Annotated in this window: 22 protein-coding genes; 4 read left to right on the top strand and 18 right to left on the bottom strand. The window is 64.8% G+C overall.

The window, feature by feature from the left end; genetic code table 11:
• Positions 1-5: 5 nt before the first annotated feature.
• The 11 genes from ACK543_RS08840 to ACK543_RS08790 all read right to left on the bottom strand — a co-directional run bounded on the left by ACK543_RS08840 (position 6) and on the right by ACK543_RS08790 (position 11,728).
• On the bottom strand, positions 6-497 hold the full coding sequence (locus tag ACK543_RS08840; RefSeq protein WP_409942477.1) for a GspH/FimT family pseudopilin: 492 nt from the start codon (positions 495-497) through the stop codon (positions 6-8).
• Positions 498-551: 54 nt separating this feature from the next.
• The gene (gene gspG / locus ACK543_RS08835) at positions 552-995 is read right to left on the bottom strand and encodes a type II secretion system major pseudopilin GspG (protein ID WP_409942476.1); all 444 of its coding nucleotides are present in this window, start codon (positions 993-995) and stop codon (positions 552-554) included.
• A gap of 27 nt (positions 996-1,022) precedes the next feature.
• Positions 1,023-2,231, bottom strand: a complete 1,209-nt coding sequence (locus ACK543_RS08830; protein WP_409942475.1) for a type II secretion system F family protein — start codon at positions 2,229-2,231, stop codon at positions 1,023-1,025.
• Positions 2,224-3,951 carry a GspE/PulE family protein gene (locus ACK543_RS08825; protein ID WP_409942474.1) on the bottom strand — a complete coding sequence of 576 codons (1,728 nt, stop codon included), beginning with the start codon at positions 3,949-3,951 and terminating at the stop codon, positions 2,224-2,226. The genes ACK543_RS08830 and ACK543_RS08825 overlap by 8 nt, the downstream gene beginning before the upstream one ends.
• A 64-nt stretch (positions 3,952-4,015) precedes the next feature.
• Positions 4,016-4,969, bottom strand: coding sequence for a glycosyltransferase family 2 protein (locus ACK543_RS08820; RefSeq protein WP_409942473.1), 954 nt, complete (start codon positions 4,967-4,969; stop codon positions 4,016-4,018).
• Between the two features lie 49 nt (positions 4,970-5,018).
• Positions 5,019-6,221 (bottom strand): DUF1972 domain-containing protein, encoded by a 1,203-nt coding sequence (locus ACK543_RS08815; RefSeq protein ID WP_409942472.1) that lies wholly within the window; start codon positions 6,219-6,221, stop codon positions 5,019-5,021.
• Positions 6,218-6,763 carry a dTDP-4-dehydrorhamnose 3,5-epimerase gene (gene rfbC, locus ACK543_RS08810; RefSeq protein ID WP_409942471.1) on the bottom strand — a complete coding sequence of 182 codons (546 nt, stop codon included), beginning with the start codon at positions 6,761-6,763 and terminating at the stop codon, positions 6,218-6,220. Before rfbC ends, ACK543_RS08815 begins: the two co-directional genes overlap by 4 nt.
• Positions 6,764-6,769: 6 nt before the next feature.
• Positions 6,770-7,654 carry a glucose-1-phosphate thymidylyltransferase RfbA gene (rfbA, locus tag ACK543_RS08805; RefSeq protein ID WP_409942470.1) on the bottom strand — a complete coding sequence of 295 codons (885 nt, stop codon included), beginning with the start codon at positions 7,652-7,654 and terminating at the stop codon, positions 6,770-6,772.
• A 12-nt stretch (positions 7,655-7,666) separates the two neighbouring features.
• Positions 7,667-8,557, bottom strand: coding sequence for a dTDP-4-dehydrorhamnose reductase (rfbD, locus tag ACK543_RS08800; protein WP_409942469.1), 891 nt, complete (start codon positions 8,555-8,557; stop codon positions 7,667-7,669).
• On the bottom strand, positions 8,554-9,624 hold the full coding sequence (gene rfbB, locus ACK543_RS08795) for a dTDP-glucose 4,6-dehydratase (protein WP_409942468.1): 1,071 nt from the start codon (positions 9,622-9,624) through the stop codon (positions 8,554-8,556). The genes rfbD and rfbB overlap by 4 nt, the downstream gene beginning before the upstream one ends.
• Before the next feature lie 109 nt (positions 9,625-9,733).
• Positions 9,734-11,728 carry an SDR family oxidoreductase gene (locus ACK543_RS08790; RefSeq protein WP_409942467.1) on the bottom strand — a complete coding sequence of 665 codons (1,995 nt, stop codon included), beginning with the start codon at positions 11,726-11,728 and terminating at the stop codon, positions 9,734-9,736.
• A gap of 203 nt (positions 11,729-11,931) precedes the next feature.
• Between ACK543_RS08790 and ACK543_RS08785 the strand changes: the two genes are divergently transcribed.
• The 3 genes from ACK543_RS08785 (at position 11,932) to ACK543_RS08775 (ending at position 14,247) form a co-directional block, all read left to right on the top strand.
• On the top strand, positions 11,932-12,525 hold the full coding sequence (locus ACK543_RS08785; RefSeq protein ID WP_409942466.1) for a phasin family protein: 594 nt from the start codon (positions 11,932-11,934) through the stop codon (positions 12,523-12,525).
• A 202-nt stretch (positions 12,526-12,727) separates the two neighbouring features.
• Positions 12,728-13,399: a TetR/AcrR family transcriptional regulator gene (locus tag ACK543_RS08780; protein ID WP_409942465.1), complete on the top strand. Its 672-nt coding sequence runs from the start codon at positions 12,728-12,730 to the stop codon at positions 13,397-13,399.
• A gap of 71 nt (positions 13,400-13,470) precedes the next feature.
• Positions 13,471-14,247, top strand: coding sequence for a tetratricopeptide repeat protein (locus ACK543_RS08775; protein WP_409942464.1), 777 nt, complete (start codon positions 13,471-13,473; stop codon positions 14,245-14,247).
• A 743-nt stretch (positions 14,248-14,990) separates the two neighbouring features.
• On the opposite strand, the gene ACK543_RS08770 is transcribed toward ACK543_RS08775, so the two are convergent.
• Positions 14,991-15,761, bottom strand: coding sequence for a type III pantothenate kinase (locus ACK543_RS08770; protein WP_409942463.1), 771 nt, complete (start codon positions 15,759-15,761; stop codon positions 14,991-14,993).
• Between the two features lie 91 nt (positions 15,762-15,852).
• Between ACK543_RS08770 and ACK543_RS08765 the strand changes: the two genes are divergently transcribed.
• Positions 15,853-15,978: a hypothetical protein gene (locus tag ACK543_RS08765; RefSeq protein ID WP_409942462.1), complete on the top strand. Its 126-nt coding sequence runs from the start codon at positions 15,853-15,855 to the stop codon at positions 15,976-15,978.
• Here the strand turns inward: ACK543_RS08765 and ACK543_RS08760 are convergent, their stop codons facing one another.
• The 6 genes from ACK543_RS08760 to glyQ form a co-directional block, all read right to left on the bottom strand.
• Entirely contained in the window at positions 15,979-16,401 is a 423-nt protein-coding gene (locus ACK543_RS08760; RefSeq protein ID WP_409942461.1) for a rhodanese-like domain-containing protein, read from the bottom strand.
• 86 nt (positions 16,402-16,487) lie between these two features.
• Entirely contained in the window at positions 16,488-17,495 is a 1,008-nt protein-coding gene (locus ACK543_RS08755; RefSeq protein WP_409942507.1) for a M48 family metallopeptidase, read from the bottom strand.
• 24 nt (positions 17,496-17,519) lie between these two features.
• Entirely contained in the window at positions 17,520-18,299 is a 780-nt protein-coding gene (locus ACK543_RS08750) for a lysophospholipid acyltransferase family protein (RefSeq protein WP_409942460.1), read from the bottom strand.
• Positions 18,300-18,383: 84 nt separating this feature from the next.
• Complete coding sequence (gene gmhB / locus ACK543_RS08745; RefSeq protein ID WP_409942459.1) at positions 18,384-18,965, bottom strand: D-glycero-beta-D-manno-heptose 1,7-bisphosphate 7-phosphatase; 582 nt, start codon at positions 18,963-18,965, stop codon at positions 18,384-18,386.
• 72 nt (positions 18,966-19,037) lie between these two features.
• On the bottom strand, positions 19,038-21,179 hold the full coding sequence (glyS, locus tag ACK543_RS08740) for a glycine--tRNA ligase subunit beta (protein ID WP_409942458.1): 2,142 nt from the start codon (positions 21,177-21,179) through the stop codon (positions 19,038-19,040).
• A gap of 20 nt (positions 21,180-21,199) precedes the next feature.
• A complete protein-coding gene (gene glyQ, locus ACK543_RS08735) occupies positions 21,200-22,129 on the bottom strand; it encodes a glycine--tRNA ligase subunit alpha (protein ID WP_409942457.1) in 930 nt (309 codons plus the stop codon).
• Positions 22,130-22,671: the final 542 nt, after the last annotated feature.

Below are 22,671 nucleotides of genomic sequence, written 5' to 3'. Positions count from 1 at the left end.
GGCGGTCATGACTCGGACGCCACTGCAATTTGCTCGACGGTTCCCAGGAGCCAGTTCACCCGAAACTCGGCACCCTTGGCACCCCGCGACACCACCAGCCGACCGCCCCGCGCCCCGCCATCCGCATTGAAAACAAAAATGGGAGCGCTCGCTGAGGGCGGCGCTGCGGGGTTGCGCTGGGCCACGTCCCATTGAACCGTGAGCGAATCGGGTATGTCGAGCGACATCTGCTCACCGACCATCAGCCTGCGGGTTTGCGGGTCGTACACCACGGGGACGGGGCGCCCCTCCTGGACGCTCAGGGCGCGTGCCTGGCGCAGTTGACCGGCAATATCGCGCACCGTCTGGTGGTAGCGCGAGCGCTCCAGATAGGACTGCCCCCCCAAACCTGCAAACGCCGTAGCAACCGCTGCCACGGCCAGCACCACCAGGAGTTCCAGCAGGGTGAAGCCGACCGCAGGGCCGCGCACGCACCTGGCGCGAGACAGCCGCATCATGCGATGGGCATCACCCGACGGACACATCGATACGCACGATGCGCACGATGCGCATCAGTTATAGACATCGGCGTTTTCGCCGTCCCCACCGGGTTTGCCATCGGCCCCCAGCGAAAACACGTCGGGTCCACCATTGCGGCCCTGGCTCTTGTACAAATAGGCAGCGCCCCACGGATCGGTCGGCAAGCCTTTTTTCAGGTAAGGGCCCATCCACCCCTGGGCAGTGGCTGGCCGCTCGACCAGGCCGCGCAGACCTTCGGCGTCGTTGGGGTAACGCCCGACGTCCAGCTTGAACAGGTCCAGGCTTTGTTCGATTTCAGAAATCTGAACCCGCGCGGTCTTGGACTTGGCACCGCCAAGCTGGTCGAGCACCCTGGGGCCCACCAGCCCGGCAAGCAATGTCAGGATGACCAGCACGACCAGCAGTTCGATCAAGGTAAAGCCGTTTTGACGCCGCTGGACATAGGGCGCGGCATGGCATGTTTCGGTCATATTCATGGCGGTGTGGTTTGGCTTTTGGTAAGTTTAGATCGTGTCGTTGATCGACAAAACGCCACCCAAAATGGCGATGATAATGAAGGCCACCAGGGCACCGAGAACGATGATGATCAGCGGTTCCATGGCAGCAAGCACACGCCCCATGGTGCGACGGCCTTCGTCCTCGTAGCGGTCGGCCAGCCCCAGCAGGGTGGAGTCCAGTTGCCCGGTTTCTTCGGCCACGCGGATCAATTGCGGCGTGCTGGACTTGCCCAGGTAGGGCGACACAAACCCGCTGGACAGCCGTTTGCCCGCCTTGACCAGGCCGACCAGGGGCTCGATGTCTTTGCGCAGGGCGGCGTTGGTCAGCGTATCCACCGCGATGCGCAAGGCATCCACCATGGGCACACCGCGTTGCAGCAGGATGCCAAAGGTCCTGAAGTACACCGCAAACTGCAGATTGCGCAACACCTTGCCAAAAAGTGGCAGGCCCAGCAGCAGGCTGTCGATTTGCAGACGCCCCCCGTCCGTGGCCGCCCAGCGGGAACCCACGAAAAGCAGGCCCGTGGCCCCGGCCAGCAGCGCCATCCAGTGCATTCGAATCAGGTCGCTCAGATCCACCACCAGGCGTGTCGAGTAGGGAAGCTTGTCGCCCATGGAGTCGAAGATTTCCCGAAACTGCGGCACCACAAACGCCAGAAGCAAAATCACCGAGAGCACCGCAACCACCAGGAGAATCACGGGGTACATCATGGAAGAGATGACGTAATTGCGCAGTTTGTCAGCGGCCTCCAGCTGCACGGTGAGTTCCTTGAGAACCACGCTGAGCGAGCCCGAGGTTTCTCCGGCACGGATCAACACCAGGTATTGAGGCCCCAGTTCACCCTCGAAGGGCAACAGCGACTGGTAAAGCGACTTGCCCCCGCGCACGCCCTCTTCCACCTTGGCGATAAATGCCTTCAACCGCTCGGTCTCGGCGGTTTCCTTGAGCATGGTCAGCGCCTTGTCCAGCGGCATGTTGGCCTGCTTGAGGTGCGCCATTTCGCGGGTGAACAGCAGCACCTCGGCCCGCTTGAGGCGGGTTTTGCGGCCGTCGGTCTCCTGCGGCTCCACCGTCCCGGCACCACCGGCAATGCGCACGGGTGTGATGCCTTGGCCAATCAGCCGCAGCCGGGCAGTCTCCTCGCTCGGGGCGCGAATGGCCCCGCGGCAAGCCTTGCCATCGGAGGCGACCCCCTCGTATTGAAAATCAATCATGTTGACGCGCAACGCGCAGTACTTCCTCGGCGGTCGTCAAGCCGCTGAATACCTTGGTGGCCCCATCGTGCAACAAGTTCCCTCCGGCGTAGGCACCGTCGTCGCCGCTCAGCGAGGAGCCCCTTTCGAGCACGGTCTTCTTGACCTCGTCGGACAGCACCAGCAGCTCGTGTATCGCCACCCGCCCCCGGTACCCTGTGCCACGGCAGGCAGGACAGCCCTGCGAGCGGTAAACGGGCTGGCCAGGGGGCAGCAGCGCGCCCAGGGACGCGGCTGCCTGGTGCGCCTGCTCGGGCGGCAGCGGGGTCTTGCACTCGTCACAGAGCTTGCGAACCAGACGCTGCGCCAGCACCCCGACCACCGACGCCGTGATGAGGTAGGGCTCGACCCCCATATTGATCAGGCGAACGATGGCGCCCAGGGCGCTGTTGGTGTGCAGCGTGGAGAGAACCAGGTGACCGGTCAAGGCAGCCTGGACGGCGATTTCGGCCGTTTCTCCATCGCGCATCTCACCGATCATGATGACGTCCGGGTCCTGCCGCAAAAATGAGCGCAGCACCTTGGCAAAGGTCAGGCCGATCTGCGGCTGCACCTGTACCTGGTTGAGCCACTGCAGTCGATATTCGACAGGGTCCTCCACGGTGAGGATCTTGAGGTTGGCCCCCTCCAGCTCCTGCATGGAGGCGTAGAGTGTGGTGGACTTGCCCGAGCCTGTCGGCCCGGTCACCAGAAAGATTCCGTGCGGCACGCTGAGCATCTGCCGCATGGCCTTGAGCGTGGGCGCGGTGAAATGCAGGCTTTCGAGCGAAAGCAGATCGACATTCTTTTCGAGCAAACGCATCACGACCGATTCGCCAAACATGGTGGGAATGGTCGATACGCGGGCATCCATCTCCTTGCCCTGCACCCGCAGCTTGGTGCGCCCATCCTGGGGCATGCGCCGCTCTGCGATGTCCAGCTGCGAAAGAATCTTGATGCGGGAGACGATGGCGGGAGCGTCTTTGTTGTCAATCTCGTCGATCGGAAACAGTTCCCCATCGACCCGGATGCGGACCACCGACTTCTCCTCGTAGCTTTCAATGTGGATATCGGAGGCCTGCGCCGCCACGGCCTGCGCCAGGATGTGGCTGACCCGCTGGATGATGGGCGCCTCGGAGGCCATGTCACGCAGGTGTTCGATGAACTCCGACGCCTCGGGCTGACCCTCTTGGCCCTCTTCGCTCTGGGAAGAATCCTCCAGATACCAGTCGCTCAACTGGCTTGAGATTTCCGACTCCAGCCCGAAACACATCCGTGGGGCCCGGCCAAACACAAGCCGCAGGGCGTCCTGGAGCGAGGCGCTCAGGGGATCGACGGATGCAAAATCAGGGATCGGCTCTGCACCCGGCGCGCCGTCCGTGTCGCCCAGCGGCAGCAAATGATGGGTGAGCAGGAAGCTGGTGTTGAGTCGGGCCGTCTGCGGCTTCACCTTGGGAAACGCATCCCGGCGGACGAGAGGAAGGCCAGCCTGCCGCGCCAGCGCGCCATAAACGTCGACCTCCGCGACCAGCCCGAGACTGATGAGCAGACGCCCCAGTCGCCCGCCCATGGAGCGCTGGACTTCAAGGGCCCGGTCCAGATCGTTGCGGGACAGCCTCTGTTCGGCCAGAAGCATTTCCCCAAGCCTGGGCGCAGCGGTAGCGCTGCGTTCGAGCTCAATCATTTCTGCCGAAGACTTCATCAACCGCGCCTTTGCTTGTTTCCGGTTCCCATTTTCTCGAATCTTCGCAGACTACCCGCGAGACTCATTCAAACCACAGCAAACAGCGGCTCAGTCGATCCAGTTCAGGGCCGACGTAATAGTGGCGGTAGCCCGCGAGCCGCTGCCACCATGGCCTGCGTCTCCAGGCAAGGTATTCTGACACGGCCCGTTCGTCCACACCCCGGTCGCGCAGACGCCGCTCCAGGGCTTGGGCCTGTTGGTAGGTGGCGGCTCCCAACACTCGCACCCGCCGCAATACGCCTGGCCCATCGGTGAACAGCCGCATCAGCCGGGTTGTCAGTCCACGGTCCTTGGCCCCGACCTGGTTTGCGCCGTGCTGCCGGTACAGGATCATCGGATCGATGAGGAACACCCGTCGCCCAGCACCACTGACGATGGCGCACCACCAGTCGTGCAGGATGGCTTCCGGCGGCACCGGCAGGGCCAGTTGCAACAGCGCCCGGTTGATCATCATGGTGCACCCGGTGACCTGGTTGACGCTGAGCAGCGACAAGCCCGAGTAGGCTGCCGGGTCCATCCGCTGGTATCGCGCAAACGAAGCGGAACGGACGGTGAGCTGGTCGTCCACCACGGTCAGGTCCGTATGCACCAGGCATGGCACCCGCTCTCCCTGACCGGCTTCGATGCGTGCCATGGCCGCCAGCGTCACCGCCAGCTTTTGAGGAAGCCATACATCGTCCTGATCGGCAAAGGCCATCCAGCGGGCCACCCCGTCACGGAGGCTGGCCTGCATGAGGTTTTCGAAATTGCGGACCAACCCCCGACCCGGCGTTGGATAAGGCACCAGAACCAGGCGTTCGCCCAGCGTGGTGCGATACCGCAACAGGATTTCCATGGTGGCGTCGGATGACCCGTCGTCGCTGACCAGAATGCGGAACTCCTGGTGTGTTTGCGCGAGGATCGATTCGATCTGCTGCGCCAGATAGTTCGCTCCGTTGTAGGTGGCCAGGAGCACATCGACCAGAGCCTGACTCATCCGGCCCGCCCCATGGCTATCCGCAGGGATCGTCTGCACTGACCCATGATCAACGTCCCGTTCCCGTTTCTGCGGCACGTGGGGCACCGAGGCATTCGCGGAGCATCAGGGCTTCGTAGGCATCGGTGATGCCGTCCCAGGTGTAGTGCTCTGCCACGATGGCCCGCGCGCGCTGCGAGCGAAGAGCGTGCTGCCCGGCAGCCGTGCGTGTCAGCGCATCCAGGATGCGCGCCAGCTGCTCGGGGCTGCTGAAGTAGTCTGCGGCGTCCCGAGCGACTTCGCGGTTGTAGGGGTTGTCGTGGGCAATGACCCAGTTACCGCAGGCCAGCGCTTCCAGAAGCGATGGATTGGTCCCGCCCACGGAATGCCCATGCAGGTAAGCGAGCGCATGGCATCGCAGCCCCTGCAGCTGGGCGCTGTCGTAGACGCCCCCCACAAAGCGTACCCGATCGCTGGCAAGCGCCTTGAGTTGCTGCTGGTACGGTGTTGCGCCCGAGACATCCCCCACCACGACCAGCGGCAAATCGCCCCCGTGCAGCAGGTAGCCCTGGATGATCTCCAGCACATGGTTTTCAGGTTCAGGCCGTGCCACCACCAGCAGATACCCGTGGGCCTGCAGTTGCCAGGTGGCCAATACCGATGCGTCGGTCGCTTCCGGCTGGGCCAGCTCGGCACCATAGGCGATGAAGCTGCTGGGCGCTCCCCGAGGGTAGGTGGTGCGAAATCGCTGTGCAATCGCCTGCGCGTCTGCAATCAGCCTGGTGGCGGCCCGGGTGGCCACCCACTCCATGCATCGCAAATAGGTGCGCGCGGCCCACCCCCACTTGCTCCGCGCCCATTCCAGTCCATCCACATTGATCCAGACCGGGACCCCGAAGACCCGCGGCCACCAGCAGGCCCAGGCGGCTCCGTACCCCAGCATGTAGACGAGGTCGTAGCCGCGACGCGCATCCCACAAGCAAGCGCTGTCGTACGCCAAAACAGAAGCAGCCCCCCATCGCGGGCGACGCCGGGATCGGACCCTGACCCCCTGGTAGACGCGGTCTGCGACGGGTGCGTCACCGCACTCTGCATAGACCGTGACATCATGCCCACGGGCGGCCAGCCGCGTGGCCAGCTGCTCAGCGAACGTTTCAAAGCCGCCGTAGTTTGCGGGAATCCCACGCGAGCCCAGGATCGCGACCCGCAGGCGGGCGGGCGGCGCCACCTGCGCTTCGCAGCCCGGCGGCGTCGGCACCAGCGAACCGGTCAAAGCTCGGCCTCGGCCAGTAGCCTCCCGGCCTGGTCCTTGGCAGACAACTGGACCGCAACATCCACCTCGGGCCATGCGATCGCCAGCTGCGGGTCATCCCACCGGATGCAGCGCTCATGCTCGGGGCTGTAGTAGTCGGTGGTCTTGTAGAGAAAATCCGCAGATTCGGACAGCACCAGAAAACCGTGCGCCAGACCTGGCGGCACCCACAGCTGCCGGTGGTTATCTTCCGTCAGCAGGGCACCCACCCATCGGCCAAACGTGGGGGAATCCTTGCGAATGTCAACCGCCACATCGAACACCGCACCTCGGACCACGCGCACCAGCTTGCCCTGGGCCCGGGGCGGCAGCTGGTAATGCAAGCCGCGCAAAACGCCCTTGCTGCTGCGGCTGTGGTTGTCCTGAACGAAGGCACAGGCAACGCCCGTTTTTTCGCGGAAAACCTGCTCGTTGAAACTCTCGTAGAAAAAACCGCGACTGTCGCCGAACACCTTGGGTTCGATCAACACCACATCGGGAATGGCTTGCCGAGTTGCTTGCATGGCAGATCAATACACCCGGTCGTTGAGCAAGCGCTGCAGGTACTGCCCGTAGCCGTTCTTGGCCAGAGGCTGGGCCAGCCGATGCAGTTGCTCGCTGTCAATCCACCGGGATCGCCAGGCAATTTCTTCGGGGCACGCGATCTTCAGGCCCTGGCGATGCTCCAGCGTGGCGATGAACTGGCTGGCCTCCAGCAGGCTCTCATGGGTGCCCGTATCCAGCCACGCATAGCCGCGCCCCATGATCTCGACGTTGAGCTGCCCCTGCAGAAGGTACAGGCGGTTCAGATCGGTGATTTCCAGTTCGCCCCGGGGCGATGGCTGCAGGCTCTTGGCCATGGTGGCGACCTGTCCGTCGTAGAAATACAGCCCCGTCACCGCATAGCTGCTCTTGGGCTGGGTGGGTTTTTCTTCCAGGCTCAGCACCTTGCCGTGGGCGTCGAACTCCGCCACGCCGTAGCGCTGCGGGTCATGCACATGGTAGGCAAAGACGCTGGCGCCCGCAGTGCGTTGCTGCGCGTTGCCCAGCAGTTCGTGAAAGTCGTGGCCGTAGAAGATGTTGTCGCCCAGGACCAGTGCACTGGGCGCTCCAGCGAGGAAGTCCTCGCCAATGATGAAGGCCTGGGCCAAGCCGTCGGGGCTTGGCTGCACGGCGTACTGAAGGCTCAGCCCCCACTGGCTGCCGTCGCCCAGCAGTTGTTCGAAGCGCGGCGTATCCTGCGGCGTGCTGATGACCAGAATGTCGCGAATGCCCGCCAGCATCAGGGTGCTGAGCGGGTAGTAGATCATGGGCTTGTCGTACACCGGCAGCAGTTGCTTGCTGATGGCCAGCGTGGCGGGGTGCAGGCGGGTGCCGGAGCCCCCGGCGAGGATGATGCCTTTGCGTTGCGTCATGTGGGGTGCCAATCAGAGAATTTCCGCCAGCATGCGCGCCACGCCGGCCTGCCAATGCGGCATCTTGAGGCCAAAGGTGGCTTGCAGTTTGCCGGTGTTCAGGCGCGAGTTGTGCGGGCGCACCGCGGGGGTGGGGAAGGCGCTGGTAGGAACCGGCGCAACTTCTTTTGCTATTATATTGATAGCGCTTTGCATAAGCTGGGCGCGCGCGATCACGTATTTTGCGTATTCATTCCAGTTCGTTTCGCCTGCGGCGACGCAGTGATACAGGCCCGCGTCCTGCGGGCGCTGCTGCAGCTGGCGCAGCGCATGCGCCGTCACGTCGGCCAGCAGGTCGGCCCCGGTGGGCGCGCCCCACTGGTCGTCGATCACGGTCAGGCGGTCGCGCTCCTGCGCCAGGCGCAGCATGGTCTTGGCGAAGTTGCCGCCGCGCGCGGCGTAGACCCAGCTTGTGCGCAGGATCAGGTGCTTCGCGCCGGATTCTGCAATGCGCTGCTCGCTTTCGCGCTTGGTGCGGCCGTACACGCTCAGGGGCGCGGGCGTGTCGGTCTCCACCCAGGGGCGGCTGCCGCTGCCATCAAAGACGTAATCGGTGCTGTAGTGCACCATCCAGGCGCCCAGCTTCGCGGCCTCGAGCGCGATGGCGCCAGGGGTGGTGGCGTTGAGCGTGCGGGCCAGGTCGGGCTCGGTCTCGGCCTTGTCCACGGCCGTGTGGGCCGCAGCATTGACGATCACATCAGGGCGCAGCGCCCGCACGGTGTCGGCCACGCCCGAAGGGTTGGCAAAGTCGCCGCAGTGGTCGGTGCTGTCAAAGTCAAGCGCCGTGACGGTGCCCAGCACGGACAGGCTGCGCTGCAGCTCCCAACCCACCTGCCCCCCCTTGCCAAAGAGCAGGATGTTCATGCAGGTGCGCCATCCGCATATTGGGTCTGAACCCAGTCGCGGTAGGCCCCGGTCTGCACGCTGGCCACCCAGTCGGCATGGTCGAGGTACCACTGCACCGTCTTGCGGATGCCGGTGTCGAAGGTTTCGGCAGGCTTCCAGCCCAGCTCGCGCTCGATCTTGCGTGCGTCGATGGCATAGCGACGGTCGTGGCCGGGGCGGTCTTTCACGTAGGTGATCTGCGTGCGGTAGCTTTGCCCGTCGGCACGTGGTCGCAGCTCATCGAGCAGGCTGCAAATCGTGTTCACGATCTCGATGTTGGGCTTTTCGTTCCAGCCGCCCACGTTATAGGTCTGGCCGGGCGTGCCCGCCTGCAGAACGCGACGGATGGCGCTGCAGTGGTCCTTCACATACAGCCAGTCACGCACCTGCATGCCGTCGCCGTACACGGGAAGCGGTTTGCCTGCCAGGGCGTTGACGATCATCAGCGGGATGAGCTTTTCAGGGAAATGGAAGGGGCCGTAGTTGTTGCTGCAGTTGGTGGTAAGCACTGGCAGACCGTAGGTATGGTGCCAGGCACGCACCAGGTGGTCGCTGGCGGCCTTGCTGGCGCTGTACGGGCTGTTGGGCTCAAAGCCACGCGTTTCCGTGAAGGCCGGATCGGTCGGTGCGAGGGAGCCGTACACCTCGTCGGTGGACACATGCAGAAACCGAAAGCCCGCGCGCTCGGCCTCGGGCATGTGGCTCCAGTAGGCCCGCACGGCTTCGAGCAGGCGAAACGACCCCACGATGTTGGTCTGGATGAAATCCTCGGGTCCATGAATGGACCGGTCCACATGGGACTCGGCCGCAAAGTTGACCACGGCGCGCGGCCGGTGCTCGGACAGCAGGCGCGAGACCAACGCGGCATCCCCGATGTCGCCCTGCACGAAGATATGCCGCGCATCACCCTGGATGCTGTCCAGGTTGTGCAGGTTGCCCGCGTAGGTGAGTTTGTCGAGGTTGACCACCGGCTCAGCCGAGGCCGCAAGCCAGTCAAGAACAAAGTTGGCGCCAATGAAACCCGCGCCGCCAGTAACCAGAATCATAGGGTGGGCTGTGTGAAATGCCTGCTTGGCAAAGCTTTGGATTATCCCATTGCGCCCGCCCCTTGCGCGGCGGGCCCGGGCGCGGGTGCGCCGGGCACACGAACGCGTGTCAGAAGTGAATGCCCCGCATCATCTGCTGCAGCGCCACGGCCTCCGCCGACAACTGCGGCCTGGCCCCCTTGTCGCCCTTGTCCCCCTTGGCGGCCGTGGAGTCCGGGAACATGCGGAAACTGGTGTTCATGGAAATCTGCGCAACCCGCGGCACCAGCGCATGCAGGATCTGCCCGGTGATGCCCAGGCGGGTGGCAATGCGCACGGGCTTGAAGATGCAGGCCTGCGCGATCATGTCGGCCGCCTCCTCGGGGCTCAGGGTGGGCACGTTGTTGTAGATCTTGGTGGGCGCGATCATGGGCGTGCGCACCAGCGGCATGTTGATGGTGGTGAAGGTGATGCCCTGATCAGCAAACTCGCTGGAGGCGCAGCGCGTCCAGGCGTCGAGCGCCGCCTTGCTGGCCACGTAGGCCGAAAAGCGCGGCGCATTGGTCAGCACGCCAATGGAGCTGATGTTGACCACGTGGCCCTTGCGCTTTTGCACCATGCCCGGCAGCAGCCCCATGGTCACGCGCAGGCAGCCAAAGTAGTTGAGCTGCATGGTGCGCTCGAAATCGTGGAAGCGGTCGTAGCTCGACTCGATGGCGCGGCGGATGGAGCGGCCTGCATTGTTGATGAGGAAATCCACGCCGCCGTGGTTGTCGATGAGCAGCTTGATGAACCGGTCGCAATTGGTCATGTCGGCAATGTCGGCCGGGTAGGCGATGAAGGCGTAGCCCTTGGCCTTGGCTTCGGCGCAGGCTTCATCGAGCTTGTCCTGGTCGCGCCCGCAGATGATGGTGGTCGCGCCCGCCTCGGCAAACTTGTGCGCGGCGGCCAGGCCAATGCCGGATGAGCCGCCGGTCACCAGCACCACCTTGCCGGCCACCGTGCCCTTGAGGGTGCGGTCCATGAACAGCTCGGGGTCGAGGTGACGCTCCCAGTAATCCCACAGGCGCCAGGCGTAGTCCCGCAGGTTGGGACACGACACGCCCGAACCCTTGAGCGCAGCCAGCGTCTCGCGGCAGTCAAAGCGCGTGGGGTAATTCACAAACGTGAGCATGTCCTCGGGCAGGCCCAGGTCTTTCATGACCGCATTGCGCACCCGGCGCACGGGCGCGAGCGCCATCAGGCTTTTCTTGATGCCCTTGGGAATGAAGCCCAGCAGCGCGGCATTGACAAACAGGTTCATGCGCGGCGCATGGGCGGCGCGGCTGAAAATGTCCAGCACATCACCCACGCGGTAGCCCACCGGATCGACCAGGTGAAAGCACTTCTTGCCGATGTCCTTGCCGTGGCTGATGACGTTGATGGCATTGACCACGAAGTCCACCGGAACGATGTTGACCCGCCCACCCTCCAGGCCCACCATGGGCATCCAGGGTGGCAGGATTTCGCGCAGGCGCTGGATGAGCTTGAAGAAATAGTACGGGCCGTCGATCTTGTCCATCTCGCCGGTCTGGCTGTCGCCCACCACCATGGCCGGGCGGTACACCGTCCAAGGCACTTTGCAGTCCTGGCGCACGATTTTTTCGCTCTCGTGCTTGGTCTGAAAGTACGGGTGGTCCAGGCCTTCGGCCTCCTCGAACATGTCCTCGCGGAACACGCCTTCGTACAGGCCGGCGGCCGCGATGGACGACACGTGGTGGAAGTGACCCGCATCAATGGCCTTGGCCAGCTCGATCGTGTTGCGGGTGCCTTCGATGTTGACGGCGACCTGGGTTTCCTCGTCGGCACCCAGGTCGTACACGGCGGCCAGGTGGTGGAAGTGGTCGATCTGGCCCTTGAGCTTCTTGATGTCGTCTGCAGCCACGCCAAGCTTCTTGGCAGTCAGGTCGCCAAACACGGGGATGGCCCTGGTGGCGCCCACACCCCAGAAGCTGCGCAGGTCAGCCACCTTGTCGGCGCTTTCCTTGCGAATCAGGAAGTGCACGACCGCACCCTTGCGCTCCAGCAGCCTCTTGACCAGCCGCTTGCCGATGAACCCTGTTGCCCCCGTCACAAAATACTGCATGAATGACTCCTGTGAGAGCGCACATTCTTGCCCAGAGGGTCGCTGCCCGGGTTCAGCAAAAACCCGCGTGGCTACTAGACCGCGCCCTCTACGTTTTTAGGAGCGCATGCCTACACCCCGGCGGCCGTGCCGCGTACAGTCAAGGCATGCGTCAGGGGCGGCGAGCTTCTGACACCACCCAACCCCAGGCATACGGAGGCCACATGGTCAAGAAACTGCAGAAACTCAGCGCCAACAGCAAAAAGAGCAACACCCAGCTGTCCAGCACTATCAAGGACTCCGCACAGCAGATCTGGCTGGCAGGGCTCGGTGCCTTCTCCAAGGCCCAGGAAGAAGGCAGCAAGGCGTTTGAAACTCTCGTCAAGGAAGGCCTGACCATCCAGCGCAAGACGCAGGCTGTGGCCGAGGAGCGTATCTCCGAGGCCGCCAGCCGCGTGACCCACATGGCGACCGACATCGGCTCCAAAGCCCAGGGTCAGTGGGACAAGCTGGAAACCATTTTTGAAGACCGCGTGGCCAAAGCGTTGTCCAAAATGGGCGTGCCTTCGGCGCGCGACCTGCAGGCGCTGAGCGACCGCATCGACGCGCTGGCCAAGGCCCAGGGCGCCCGCGCCAGCAAGCCCGCGGCCACCAAACCCGCCACCAAGGCCCCTGCCCGCAAGGCAGCAAGCGCAGCGGGCAAGGCTGCCAGCGCCAAGCCCGCCAGCAAAGCCGCCGTGGCCAAGAAGCCCGCCGCTCGCAAGTCGGCGGCGCGCGCTGCGACAGCATCCGATACGGCAACGCCTTCCGCAAGCTGATCGCGCAGCCCTTGGGCAGGCCTGGTTGACAGGCACTGCCATCCCAACGGCCGACACGCATCCACGTGCCGGCCGTTTTGCTGTGCGCTGCCCGCTGGCCTGCTTGCATTCATGACGCAATGCAACAACGGCGCGTGCGTTAGAGTATCCGCCACGCATTCCGCAATCCAAGCCGCAAACCGACGCGAAGGGGACCGCATCCATGGCCAAGAAGGCGCCACGCCGCACCGCCGAACGCATTCTCGAAGTCACGCTCGATCTGTTCAACCGGTTTGGCGAACCCAACGTCTCCACCACCCTGATCTCGGCCGAATTGCGCATCAGCCCCGGCAACCTGTACTACCACTATCCGGCCAAGGACGAGCTGATCAACGCCCTGTTCGACCGGTACGAGAGCGCTCTGAATGAATTGCTGTCCGCCAGCGACGGCGTGCGCAATGTGGAGGACGCCTGGTTCTTCACGCACACGCTGTTCGAGCTGATCTGGCAGTACCGCTTTTTGTACCGCGATCTCAACGATCTGCTGTCAAAGAACCGGCGCCTGGAGACCCACTTCCAGACGATCCTGATCAACAAGACCCGCGCCGTGCGCGCCGTGCTCGACGGCATGGGCCGTGCCGGCAGCCTGCACATCGACAGCCGCGAACTGGAGGCCACCGCCACCAGCATGGTGGTGGTGCTGACTTACTGGCTCAGCTTTGAATACGTGCGCGACCCACGCCGCGCGCTGGAGCCCGACAGCGCGCAGGCGGCCCTGGTGCGCGGGGCGCACCATGTGCTCAACCTGCTCATGCCCTACCTGGAAGCCAGCCAGCGCCTGCACTTGGCCGATCTGGCCGGGGCCTATGCGCCCCGCACGGCCCGCAGCGCCTGACGCCGCCACCGCCTGCTGCACACCACCCCACCGGACCCATACCAACCCACAACAACGACAGGAGACCCGCCATGCCCAAATGGACGCCTTTCCCGCACGCAGGCGACTACGCCTTTGACGCTGCCACCACCAAGAAGCACTGGGCCCGCCTGCACACCGGCGATGCCGAGCCGTGCCCCAAGGATGCGGCCGTGCTCGATGCCTGGGCGCTGTTTCACTGCGGCGACTTCGCGGGCGCTACGGCGGCAGGCCTGGCGGCGGGTGGCGCGGGCATCACCGTGGCCAACAAGGCCACTGCCATCTACGCCAATTACCTGGAACCCAAGGAAAAGACCCGGCTGGACCTGTTCATGCAGGTGGCCGAACGCGCCGAGGCCCAGGCTGCCGCCGAACCCGGCAATGCCAACGCCTGGTACTGGCAAGCGTATGCGCTGGGCCGCTACAGCCAGGGCATCAGTGTGGCCAAGGCACTTGCGCAGGGCCTGGGCGGCAAGGTCAAGGAATCGCTGGAAAAAGCAATCGCGCTTTCACCCAAACATGCTGATGCGCGCATCGCGCTCGGCGCGTTTCATGCCGAAGTGATCGACAAGGTGGGCTCGCTGATTGGCGGCATGACCTATGGTGCCAAAAAGGATGCCAGCCTCAAGCTGTTTCAGGAAGCCCTCAAGCTCAACCCCGGCTCGGCCATTGCGATGGTCGAGTACGCCAACGCGCTGGTCATGCTCGAAGGCGACAAGAAAATGAAGGAAGCGACCGCCCTGTACGAAAAGGCCGCCGCCTGCGAGCCCGCCGACGCCATGGAGCGACTGGACGTGGACATGGCGCGGGCCGAGCTGGAAGAGGAGTGAGGGGGCATCCCCCCTGAGGCGCTGCGCGCCTTCCCCCTTCTCTCGAATCGCTGGCGCGATTCGGGAAGGGGGACGCAGCCCTCGCTGCGGGGCGGCCCTTGCTTGGCTGCCCTGGTGTTTGCAACGCGCCGGTTGCGGCGATCGTGACGAAGCGGCGTACCTGGAAGCGGCTTTGCGAGCGGTAAGCCCCACCCGTTCGGGCTGAGCCTGTCGAAGCCTTGCGGAGCACTTGATCGGACCCGCGCCGGTGACAGCGATCGCGACAAAGCGGCGGGGTGCGGAGCATCCCTGGGAAACCCCGACACCCGTTCGGGCTGAGCTTGTCGAAGCCTTGCGGGGCACTTGATCGGCCCCGCGCCGGTGACAGCGATCGCGACAAAGCGGCGGAGTTCAATGCAGACCTAGGAAACCCCAACACCCGTTCGGGCTGAGCTTGTCGAAGCCTCGCGGGGCACTTGATCAGACCCGCGCCGGTTGCAACGATCACGATAAAGCGGCGGGGTGCAAAGCATCCCTGGGAAACCGCAACACCCGTTCGGGCTGAGCCTGTCGAAGCCTTGCGCGGCACCGGATCGGCCCCGCGCCGGTTGCAACGATCACGATAAAGCGGCGGGGTGCAAAGCAACCCTGGGAAACCCCAACACCCGTTCGGGCTGAGCCTGTCGAAGCCTTGCGGGGCGCTTGGTCAATGCGGTCCCTGCCCGTGAAAGCCCCCGTTTGTCCGGCCTCCGCAGCCGCAGCCCTCAGCCCGCAAAGCGCCGCGAAGCAATCTCCAGCAGACCGTCAAAGATCAGGTTGTCCAGCAGCTCAAAGGGGCGCGTCATGCTGGGGGCCATCTTCCACGCAGCGCCGCCCGTCATCAGGCACACCGGCTCTTGGCCGCAGTGCGCGATCATGTGCTGCACCATGCGCTCCACTGCGCCGGCAATGGCGTAGGTGCCCCCGCTGGTGAGGGCATCGCTGGTGTTGGTGGGGAAGATGCGTACCTCGCCGGTGGGGACATGCAGGCCTGCGGTGCCGGACTCGAGCGCGCGCAGCATGATGCCGTGGCCCGGCAGGATAAGGCCGCCCAGAAAGCGGCCCTGGGCGTCGATGCACTCCACCGTGACGGCCGTGCCCACCATCACCACCACGAGCGGCCGCGCCGGCCCGCGGGCAAGCACATGGTGGCGCGCACCGATCATGGCCACCCAGCGGTCCGAGCCCAGGCGCGCGGGGTGGTCATAGCCGTTGGTCAGGCCGGCCTCGGCGGCAGACGACACCACCCACGAAGGCGACACGTCCCAGATCTCCATCTGTTCCTCCACCCGGTGCTTGATGGCATCGCCCGCCACCACGCAGCCCAGCATGCGCTCGGGCGGTGGCGCGATCTGCGACCAGCCGCCTTCTGCCAGCTTACCGATGTGGTCCAGAAACTCTGCGCCGTGGGCCAGCAGCAACGCGCCAGGACGGGGAGCGTCGTACAGCGCCCATTTGAGACGCGTGTTGCCCACATCGATGGCCAGGAAAGTCATGCGGCGGATTATCCCGAGTTTTGCGGTGCGCAACGCAGGGCAAGGGCACCGTCAGGCAGTCCGCCCTCAGCGGAGCGCGGAGGGGAAGATCATGCGGTGCCGCAGCCATGCAGCCCATGCGTCCCGCGTCGAGAACCTGATGGGTGTGTGCAACGCCAAGCCTGAGGCGCACCAGCGTATCGTGGCGGGGGCCATGCCCGCCCAGGGGACAGCTTGATCAGTTTTGCCGCCAGGGCAGCCCATGAAACCGCCAGCCGCCACGCCGCCCACGGTGGCCGTCGGCATCGGCATCCCCCTCAAAGCCTTCCAGGATATTGAAGGCCTCAATGCCCAGCTCGGTGGCACGGCGCGCCGCAGCGATGGAGCGCACGCCGCTGCGACACAGCATCACCGCGCGGCCGCCTGGGGGCACAGCGGCAAGCAGTTGCGCGTCGAACGCGGCGTTCATCGCCATGCCGGGCCACTGCTTCCAGGCCACCGGCACAGCGCCGGGCACCATACCCACCCACTCGCGCTCAGCGTCGCTGCGCACGTCGATCAGCACGGCCTCACCGGCCTGCACCCACTGCCAGGCCTGCTGGGGGGTCACGTCGCCGGCATAGCCCTCGGCAGGGGAAAAGCGGGGTTCGGTTGCAGTCATCGAGCAGTCTCCTTGTCAGTGAGCAAATCAGCGCGCGCACGGTCGCACGCAGGGGGCGGGGCGGGCGCGGCTTGGTGTGTGCAGCGCTACTCCCATGGCGGCACGGGCTCCTTGCGCAGGTGCTGGCGCAGCGCCGCATAGTCGGGCACCACGGCAGCCACGGTGTCCCAAAAGCGCGGGCTGTGGTCCATCACGCGCAGGTGGGCCAGTTCGTGCACCACCACATAGTCGATGATGGCCGGGCGGTAGTGCAGCAGCCGCCAGTTCAGGCGAATCGACCCATCCGACTTCGCGCTGCCCCAGCGTGTTTGCGCGCTGGACAGCCGCAGGCTGGCCCACTGCACGCCCAACTGCGGCGCGAAGTGGTCCAGCCGCTCTGTGAAGTGGCGGCGCGCGTCGTGCATCAGCCAGGCCTGCACCGCATCGCGGATCTGCGCCGGGCTGGCGCTGTGCGGCAGGCCGATGTGCAGCGCGCGGCGAGGGTGCTGCACGGCAAGCCCGTCCCCCAAGGCTTCATCGGGTGCGGTGGCTGCGGCGCGGGCCGAAGCATCCAGTTCGACCAGCGCCCCGCCTTTGCCGACGAAGCGGTGTCCAGGGTCCAGCACCAGGCGCAGCGGCTGCCCCAGGTAGGGCAACTCGGCACCATCGGCCCAGACAAGGCGGTCGCCCTGCAACCGGTCATGGCGCTCGCGGGTTTCGGACAGCTTGCGAAGAATCCAGTCCGCCTTGCCGCGCAGCGCAGCATCCACCGCGCCGAGCGTGACCCAGGTCGGCGCGCGCACCGACAGGCCGTCGGCCCCCACGGTGAATCCAATGGTGCGCCGTCGCGCCCGCTGCAGGGCATAGGCCACCACGGCATCGCCCAGCAAAACCTCGCGGTTGGCGCGGGGGTGGCGAAACTCGGCGGGTGACAGCAGGGAGGGCAGCGGCGCGGCAGGCACTCCAGGGGCCAGCGGGCGGCTTGCTATATTTTCAGGAGCTTGCAAGGCTTTATCAACGAGCGTAGAAGGCTTATCCGGATCGGAAAATGCCTCCCGTGGCGCGGGGTCGGGCGGCTCGAACAGGTCCAGCGCCAACTGCACCAGTCGCTGTATCACGCCGGCCTCTCCGTTGGATATTCAGCCGCCATCCGCAGCGCGCGGGGATGGCGCTGTGGCAGCCGGGGGGTAGGCATCGGGGTCCAGACGCCGCATCTCTGCTTCGATCCAGGCCTCGACCTCGTGCATGAGCTCATCGGGCTGGCGGCCAACGCTGGGAATGGGCTTGCCGATGGACACATCGACCACACCGGGACGCTTGATGAACGCCTTGCGCGGCCAGGCCTTGGCAGACGTCACGGCGATGGGAATGACCGGAGCGCCCGTGTCGATGGCCAGACGCGTGCCGCCGGTCTTGTAGTGGCCCTTGTGCCCGCGATCGATGCGCGTGCCCTCGGGGAACATGATGATCCAGACGCCCTTGGCCAACAGGTTCTTGCCCTGCTGCACCACCTTGTTGAAAGCCTGCGTGCGCTGGTTGCGGTCGATGTGGATCATGTCCAGCCGGCCAATGGCCCAGCCAAAGAACGGCACGCGCAGCAGTTCCTTCTTGAACACATAGGCCAGGGGGTGCGGCATGATCACCGGCATCAAAAAGGTCTCGTACGTGGACTGGTGCTTGACCAGCAGGATGGCTCCTTCGTTGACGCCCTGGGGCAGGTTGTCCATGCCGGTCACGTTGGCGCGGATGCCCAGCACCACGCGCGCGCCGCTGATGCACAACGACAGCCACGCCCGCGCGATGCGGTACAGCGGCACACCCCGCACGCCCAGCAGGGTACCCAGCATGATGGCCAGCGCATAGGGCACCACGGTGATGCCCATCCAGATAAGGTGTATGACCGAGCGGATGAAATCCATTTTTTTGGGTTGTTTTATGCCGCTAGCGCCTGTTCCATAAGCACCAAAAGCTATTGAATAGATAGCAACCAAGCCCTGAGGGCATTACGCCTGCACAGCGGGCCCGGCGACCGGCACAGCCGGCAGCAGACGGCTGACAAAATCGGCCAGGCTGGCGTGCAGCTGCGTACCCAGCGGCATACCGGCAGGCAACTGCACCGCAGCGGGGTCCAAATGGGCCGAACGGCCGGTACACACCAGGTGCAGCGTTGCGCCCAGCGCAGCGCCGGCCTGCAGATGGGCCGCACAACTGCCCACCACCTGCACATCGGAGCGCTCGGCCCCATAGCGCTCGCAAATCTGCTCCATCAGGCCCGGCGCAGGCTTGCGACAGCTGCATTCCTCGTCGGCCGCATGCGGGCAGTAAAAGATGGCATCGATGCGCCCGCCCATGGCCGCCAGCTGGCGGTGCAGCTTGGCATGGATAGCGTTGAGCGCCACCACGTCAAACAGGCCGCGCCCCAGGCCTGGCTGGTTGGTGGCCACCACCACATGCCAGCCGGCGTGGTTGAGCCGCGCGATGGCTTCCAGCGCGCCCGGCATGGGAGACCACTCATCGGCGGACGTGATGAACTCATCACCCAGCGGGTTGAGCGTGCCGTCGCGGTCGAGGATGACGAGTTTCATGGGATCGGTTTGCCTCGTGAGAGCAGCCAGCCTAGCAGAAGCGTCTCAGCCGCTCAGGGGGATGAGCCATGTTCAGGCGGCCAGACGTGACAGGTCGGCCACGCGGTTCATGGCCTTGTGCAGGCTTTTGAGCAGGCCCTGGCGGTTCAGGCGCAGATCGATCTGCTCGGCGTTGACCATCACGCGGTCAAAGAAGGCGTCCACCGGCGCGCGCAGCGCGGCCAGTGTCTGCAGGCTGGCGGTGTAGTCGCCCGCGCCATACTGCGCGTCGGCCTCGGGCACGCAGCGCTCAAGGGCCGCGAGCAGGTCCTTTTCGGCCTGCTCCTGCAACAACGCGGGGTTGACATGGGCGTCCACCGGGCCTTCAAGCTCGGCCTTTTTCAGGATATTGCCCACACGCTTGTTGGCGGCGGCCAGCGCGGGCGCCTCGGGCAGCGAGGCGAAGGCGCGCACTGCCGCGAGTTGCTTTTCGATCAGGGCCAGGCGCTGGGGGCGCAGGGCCAGCACGGCATCGACTTCCTGGGCGCTGTAGCCCTGCTCACGCAGGCTGCCGGCCAGGCGGTCGTAGACGAAATCGGCCAGCGCAGCCGTTGCATCGGTGATCTTGTCACCAAAGGCAGGCACGGCAGCGGCCAAGAGAGCGCTCAACTCCAGCGGCAGGTTTTTTTCGACCAGCATGCGGATCACGCCCAATGCATGGCGGCGCAGCGCAAACGGGTCGCGGTCGCCAGTAGGCAGGTTGCCGATGCCGAACATGCCCACCAGGGTTTCGAGCTTGTCGGCCAGCGCCACCACCACGCCCGCCATGTTGCGCGGCAGCGCATCGCCGGCAAAGCGGGGCTTGTAATGGTCTTCAATGGCGTGGGCCACGGTCTCGCCCAGCCCGTCGTTCAGGGCGTAGTAGCCGCCCATGATGCCCTGCAGCTCGGGGAACTCGCCCACCATGTCGGTCACGAGGTCGGCCTTGGCCAGTTGCGCGGCCAGGTCGGCATCCTGCACCAGTGGCGCATCGCCCAGCTGCCGGGCGATGGCCTTCGCAATGGTGCGCACGCGCTCCACGCGCTCGCCCTGCGAGCCCAGCTTGTTGTGGTACACCACCTTGCCCAGACCTTCGACGCGCGAGGCCAGGGTCTTCTTGCGGTCCTGGTCAAAGAAGAACTTGGCATCGGCCAGGCGCGGGCGCACCACGCGCTCGTTGCCGCCGGTGACCAAGCTCGTGTCTTCGGGGCGGATGTTGCTCACCACCAAGAACTGGTGGGTCAGCTTGCCTGCGGCATCCAGCAGCGGAAAGTACTTCTGGTTGGCCTTCATCGTGAGGATGAGGCACTCCTGCGGCACGTCGAGGAACTGCTCTTCAAACTGGCAGATGAGGACATTGGGCCGCTCGACCAGCGCCGTCACCTCGTCCAGCAGGGCGTCGTCTTCGATGGGGCGGGCGCCGTTGCCCACCTTGGCAGCGGCAGCAGCGAGCTGGCGGGCGATCTCGCCCTTGCGCTCGGCAAACGATGCGATCACCGCGCCGTCTTGTTGCAGGGTGGCGGCGTAGCGGTCGGCGTCTTTCAAGACCACCGGGTCCACGGCGGCTTCAAAGCGGTGGCCCTGCGTGCGGTTGCCCGCCGTGAGGCCCAGCGCCTTGACCGCCACCACGTCGGAGCCATGCAGCGCCACCAGACCGTGCGCAGGGCGCACAAAGTGCACGCTGGTCCAGCCGGGTAACTCGCAGTCGGTCTCGAGCTGGTAGCTCATCACTTTGGGAATCGGCAGCTTGGCAATGGCCTCATCAAGCGCCTTTTGCAGACCGGCTTGCAGCGTCGCGCCGGGCACCAGGCTGTCGTAAAACAGCGCCTCGGCCTTGCCGTCGGGCGCGCGCTTCAAGGCAGCCACGGCGGCGGCCGGGTTGGCCACATCAGCACCCAGCGCCTGCAGCTTTTTGAGCAGTGCGGGCGTGGCGTTGCCGCTGGCGTCCAGGCCCACGGATACGGGCATGAGCTTTTGCTGCACGGCCTTGTCGGCAGCCTTGTCGGCGACGGCGGTGACGTGCGCGGCCAGGCGGCGGGGCGAGGCAAAGGGTGTCACGACCGAGGCGGCACTGGCCAGCCCCTGGGCCTTGAGTTGATCTGCCAGCACGGTGGCAAACGCATCGCCCAGTTTCTGGAGCGCCTTGGGGGGCAGCTCTTCGACAAAGAGTTCAACGAGAAGATTTTGGGTGGTCATGGTGTTGTTTCCCTCGGCGCTCAGGCGGCTTTCTTGGCGTCTGCCTTGGCCATCTCGGCCAGCACCGCGTCGCTCCAGGCCTTGGGCGCCATCGGGAAGCCCAGGCGCGCGCGGCTGTCCAGATAGCTGCGTGCGACCTTGCGCGCCAGTTCACGAATGCGACCGATGTAAGCGGCGCGCTCAGTCACGCTGATGGCCCCGCGCGCATCCAGCAGGTTAAAGCTGTGCGCGGCCTTGAGCACCTGCTCATACGCGGGCAGGGCCAGTTGTTGTTCCATCAGGTACTTGGCCTGCTTCTCGTGCGCGTTGAAGGCGGTGAACAGAAAATCGGCGTCGGAGTGCTCGAAGTTGTAGGCAGACTGCTCCACCTCGTTTTGCTTGTACACATCGCCATAGCTCAGGCTGTCGGTCCACTTCAGGTTGTAGACGTTGTCCACGCCCTGCAGGTACATGGCCAGGCGCTCCAGGCCGTAGGTGATCTCGCCCGTGGCGGGTTTGCAGTCAATGCCGCCCACCTGCTGAAAGTAGGTGAACTGGGTGACTTCCATGCCATTGAGCCACACCTCCCAGCCCAGGCCCCAGGCGCCCAGCGTGGGGTTTTCCCAGTCGTCTTCCACAAAACGGATGTCGTTCTTCTTGAGATCGAACCCCAGGGCTTCGAGCGAGCCCAGGTACAGCTCCAGAATGTTGGCCGGTGCGGGCTTGAGCACCACCTGGTACTGGTAGTAGTGCTGCAGGCGGTTGGGGTTCTCGCCGTAGCGGCCGTCCTTGGGCCGGCGGCTGGGCTGCACGTAGGCGGCCTTCCACGGCTCAGGACCAATGGCCCGCAGAAAGGTAGCGGTGTGCGAGGTGCCAGCGCCCACTTCCATGTCATAGGGTTGCAAAAGCGCGCAACCCTGCGCGTCCCAGTAGGACTGCAGCTTCAGGATAATTTGCTGGAAGGTCAACATGGTCTGATTGGGGGCACTGGCGCGCCTGGCCAGCTTTGGATAGATGAAAACAGGAGGGGCTGACTGCGAAGAGGCACCACAGGCCCCACGGGCCCGCGTGCAGTGCAGCACGCACAGCCTTGGGATTTTACGGCGGTCGCACGCCGCGAAAGCTCACCGTGCACAAACTCAGAGCGTAGGGAAGCTCTGCAAAACCCTTGCGCGGTTGCGCTGGCGTGGATCGGGATAGGCCACAAGGCGTTGTTTGCAGCTCATAGCGGAGCTGTGGACCAGAAAAGCAACGCAGTAGACTGCCCGAGCCGAAGCCAGTGCATCTCGCAGGGAGTTAAACAGATGTTTCCCAGAGCTGCCAGGGCGATTCAATTTTTACGCCAAGCATCACATGACCAGCAGAACGCAAATTTCCAATCAATCACAGCAACCTGCACCGCAGCTCGTTGAGCTTGATCCAGAGACAGCAATAGTTTTTCAGCATGGTTTGGCTTCACACCAGCGCGGGCAGCTAGCACAGGCCAAGACTGCATATGAACAAGTACTTGCCA

It is taken from the genome of Acidovorax sp., from assembly GCF_046341535.1.
Classification (GTDB): Bacteria; Pseudomonadota; Gammaproteobacteria; order Burkholderiales; family Burkholderiaceae_C; genus Acidovorax.
This window is presented reverse-complemented; position numbering and strand designations above follow the sequence as displayed.

Excerpts from the sequence above, each read along its gene's own strand:
- ACK543_RS08840 (WP_409942477.1), bottom strand. The coding sequence starts at position 497 with ATGATGCGGCTGTCTCGCGCCAGGTGCGTGCGCGGCCCTGCGGTCGGC.
- gspG (WP_409942476.1), bottom strand. The coding sequence starts at position 995 with ATGAATATGACCGAAACATGCCATGCCGCGCCCTATGTCCAGCGGCGT.
- ACK543_RS08830 (WP_409942475.1), bottom strand. The coding sequence starts at position 2,231 with ATGATTGATTTTCAATACGAGGGGGTCGCCTCCGATGGCAAGGCTTGC.
- ACK543_RS08825 (WP_409942474.1), bottom strand. The coding sequence starts at position 3,951 with ATGAAGTCTTCGGCAGAAATGATTGAGCTCGAACGCAGCGCTACCGCT.
- ACK543_RS08820 (WP_409942473.1), bottom strand. The coding sequence starts at position 4,969 with ATGAGTCAGGCTCTGGTCGATGTGCTCCTGGCCACCTACAACGGAGCG.
- rfbC (WP_409942471.1), bottom strand. The coding sequence starts at position 6,763 with ATGCAAGCAACTCGGCAAGCCATTCCCGATGTGGTGTTGATCGAACCC.
- rfbA (WP_409942470.1), bottom strand. The coding sequence starts at position 7,654 with ATGACGCAACGCAAAGGCATCATCCTCGCCGGGGGCTCCGGCACCCGC.
- rfbD (WP_409942469.1), bottom strand. The coding sequence starts at position 8,557 with ATGAACATCCTGCTCTTTGGCAAGGGGGGGCAGGTGGGTTGGGAGCTG.
- rfbB (WP_409942468.1), bottom strand. The coding sequence starts at position 9,624 with ATGATTCTGGTTACTGGCGGCGCGGGTTTCATTGGCGCCAACTTTGTT.
- ACK543_RS08790 (WP_409942467.1), bottom strand. The coding sequence starts at position 11,728 with ATGCAGTATTTTGTGACGGGGGCAACAGGGTTCATCGGCAAGCGGCTG.
- ACK543_RS08785 (WP_409942466.1), top strand. The coding sequence starts at position 11,932 with ATGGTCAAGAAACTGCAGAAACTCAGCGCCAACAGCAAAAAGAGCAAC.
- ACK543_RS08780 (WP_409942465.1), top strand. The coding sequence starts at position 12,728 with ATGGCCAAGAAGGCGCCACGCCGCACCGCCGAACGCATTCTCGAAGTC.
- ACK543_RS08775 (WP_409942464.1), top strand. The coding sequence starts at position 13,471 with ATGCCCAAATGGACGCCTTTCCCGCACGCAGGCGACTACGCCTTTGAC.
- ACK543_RS08770 (WP_409942463.1), bottom strand. The coding sequence starts at position 15,761 with ATGACTTTCCTGGCCATCGATGTGGGCAACACGCGTCTCAAATGGGCG.
- ACK543_RS08765 (WP_409942462.1), top strand. The coding sequence starts at position 15,853 with ATGCGGTGCCGCAGCCATGCAGCCCATGCGTCCCGCGTCGAGAACCTG.
- ACK543_RS08760 (WP_409942461.1), bottom strand. The coding sequence starts at position 16,401 with ATGACTGCAACCGAACCCCGCTTTTCCCCTGCCGAGGGCTATGCCGGC.
- ACK543_RS08750 (WP_409942460.1), bottom strand. The coding sequence starts at position 18,299 with ATGGATTTCATCCGCTCGGTCATACACCTTATCTGGATGGGCATCACC.
- gmhB (WP_409942459.1), bottom strand. The coding sequence starts at position 18,965 with ATGAAACTCGTCATCCTCGACCGCGACGGCACGCTCAACCCGCTGGGT.
- glyS (WP_409942458.1), bottom strand. The coding sequence starts at position 21,179 with ATGACCACCCAAAATCTTCTCGTTGAACTCTTTGTCGAAGAGCTGCCC.
- glyQ (WP_409942457.1), bottom strand. The coding sequence starts at position 22,129 with ATGTTGACCTTCCAGCAAATTATCCTGAAGCTGCAGTCCTACTGGGAC.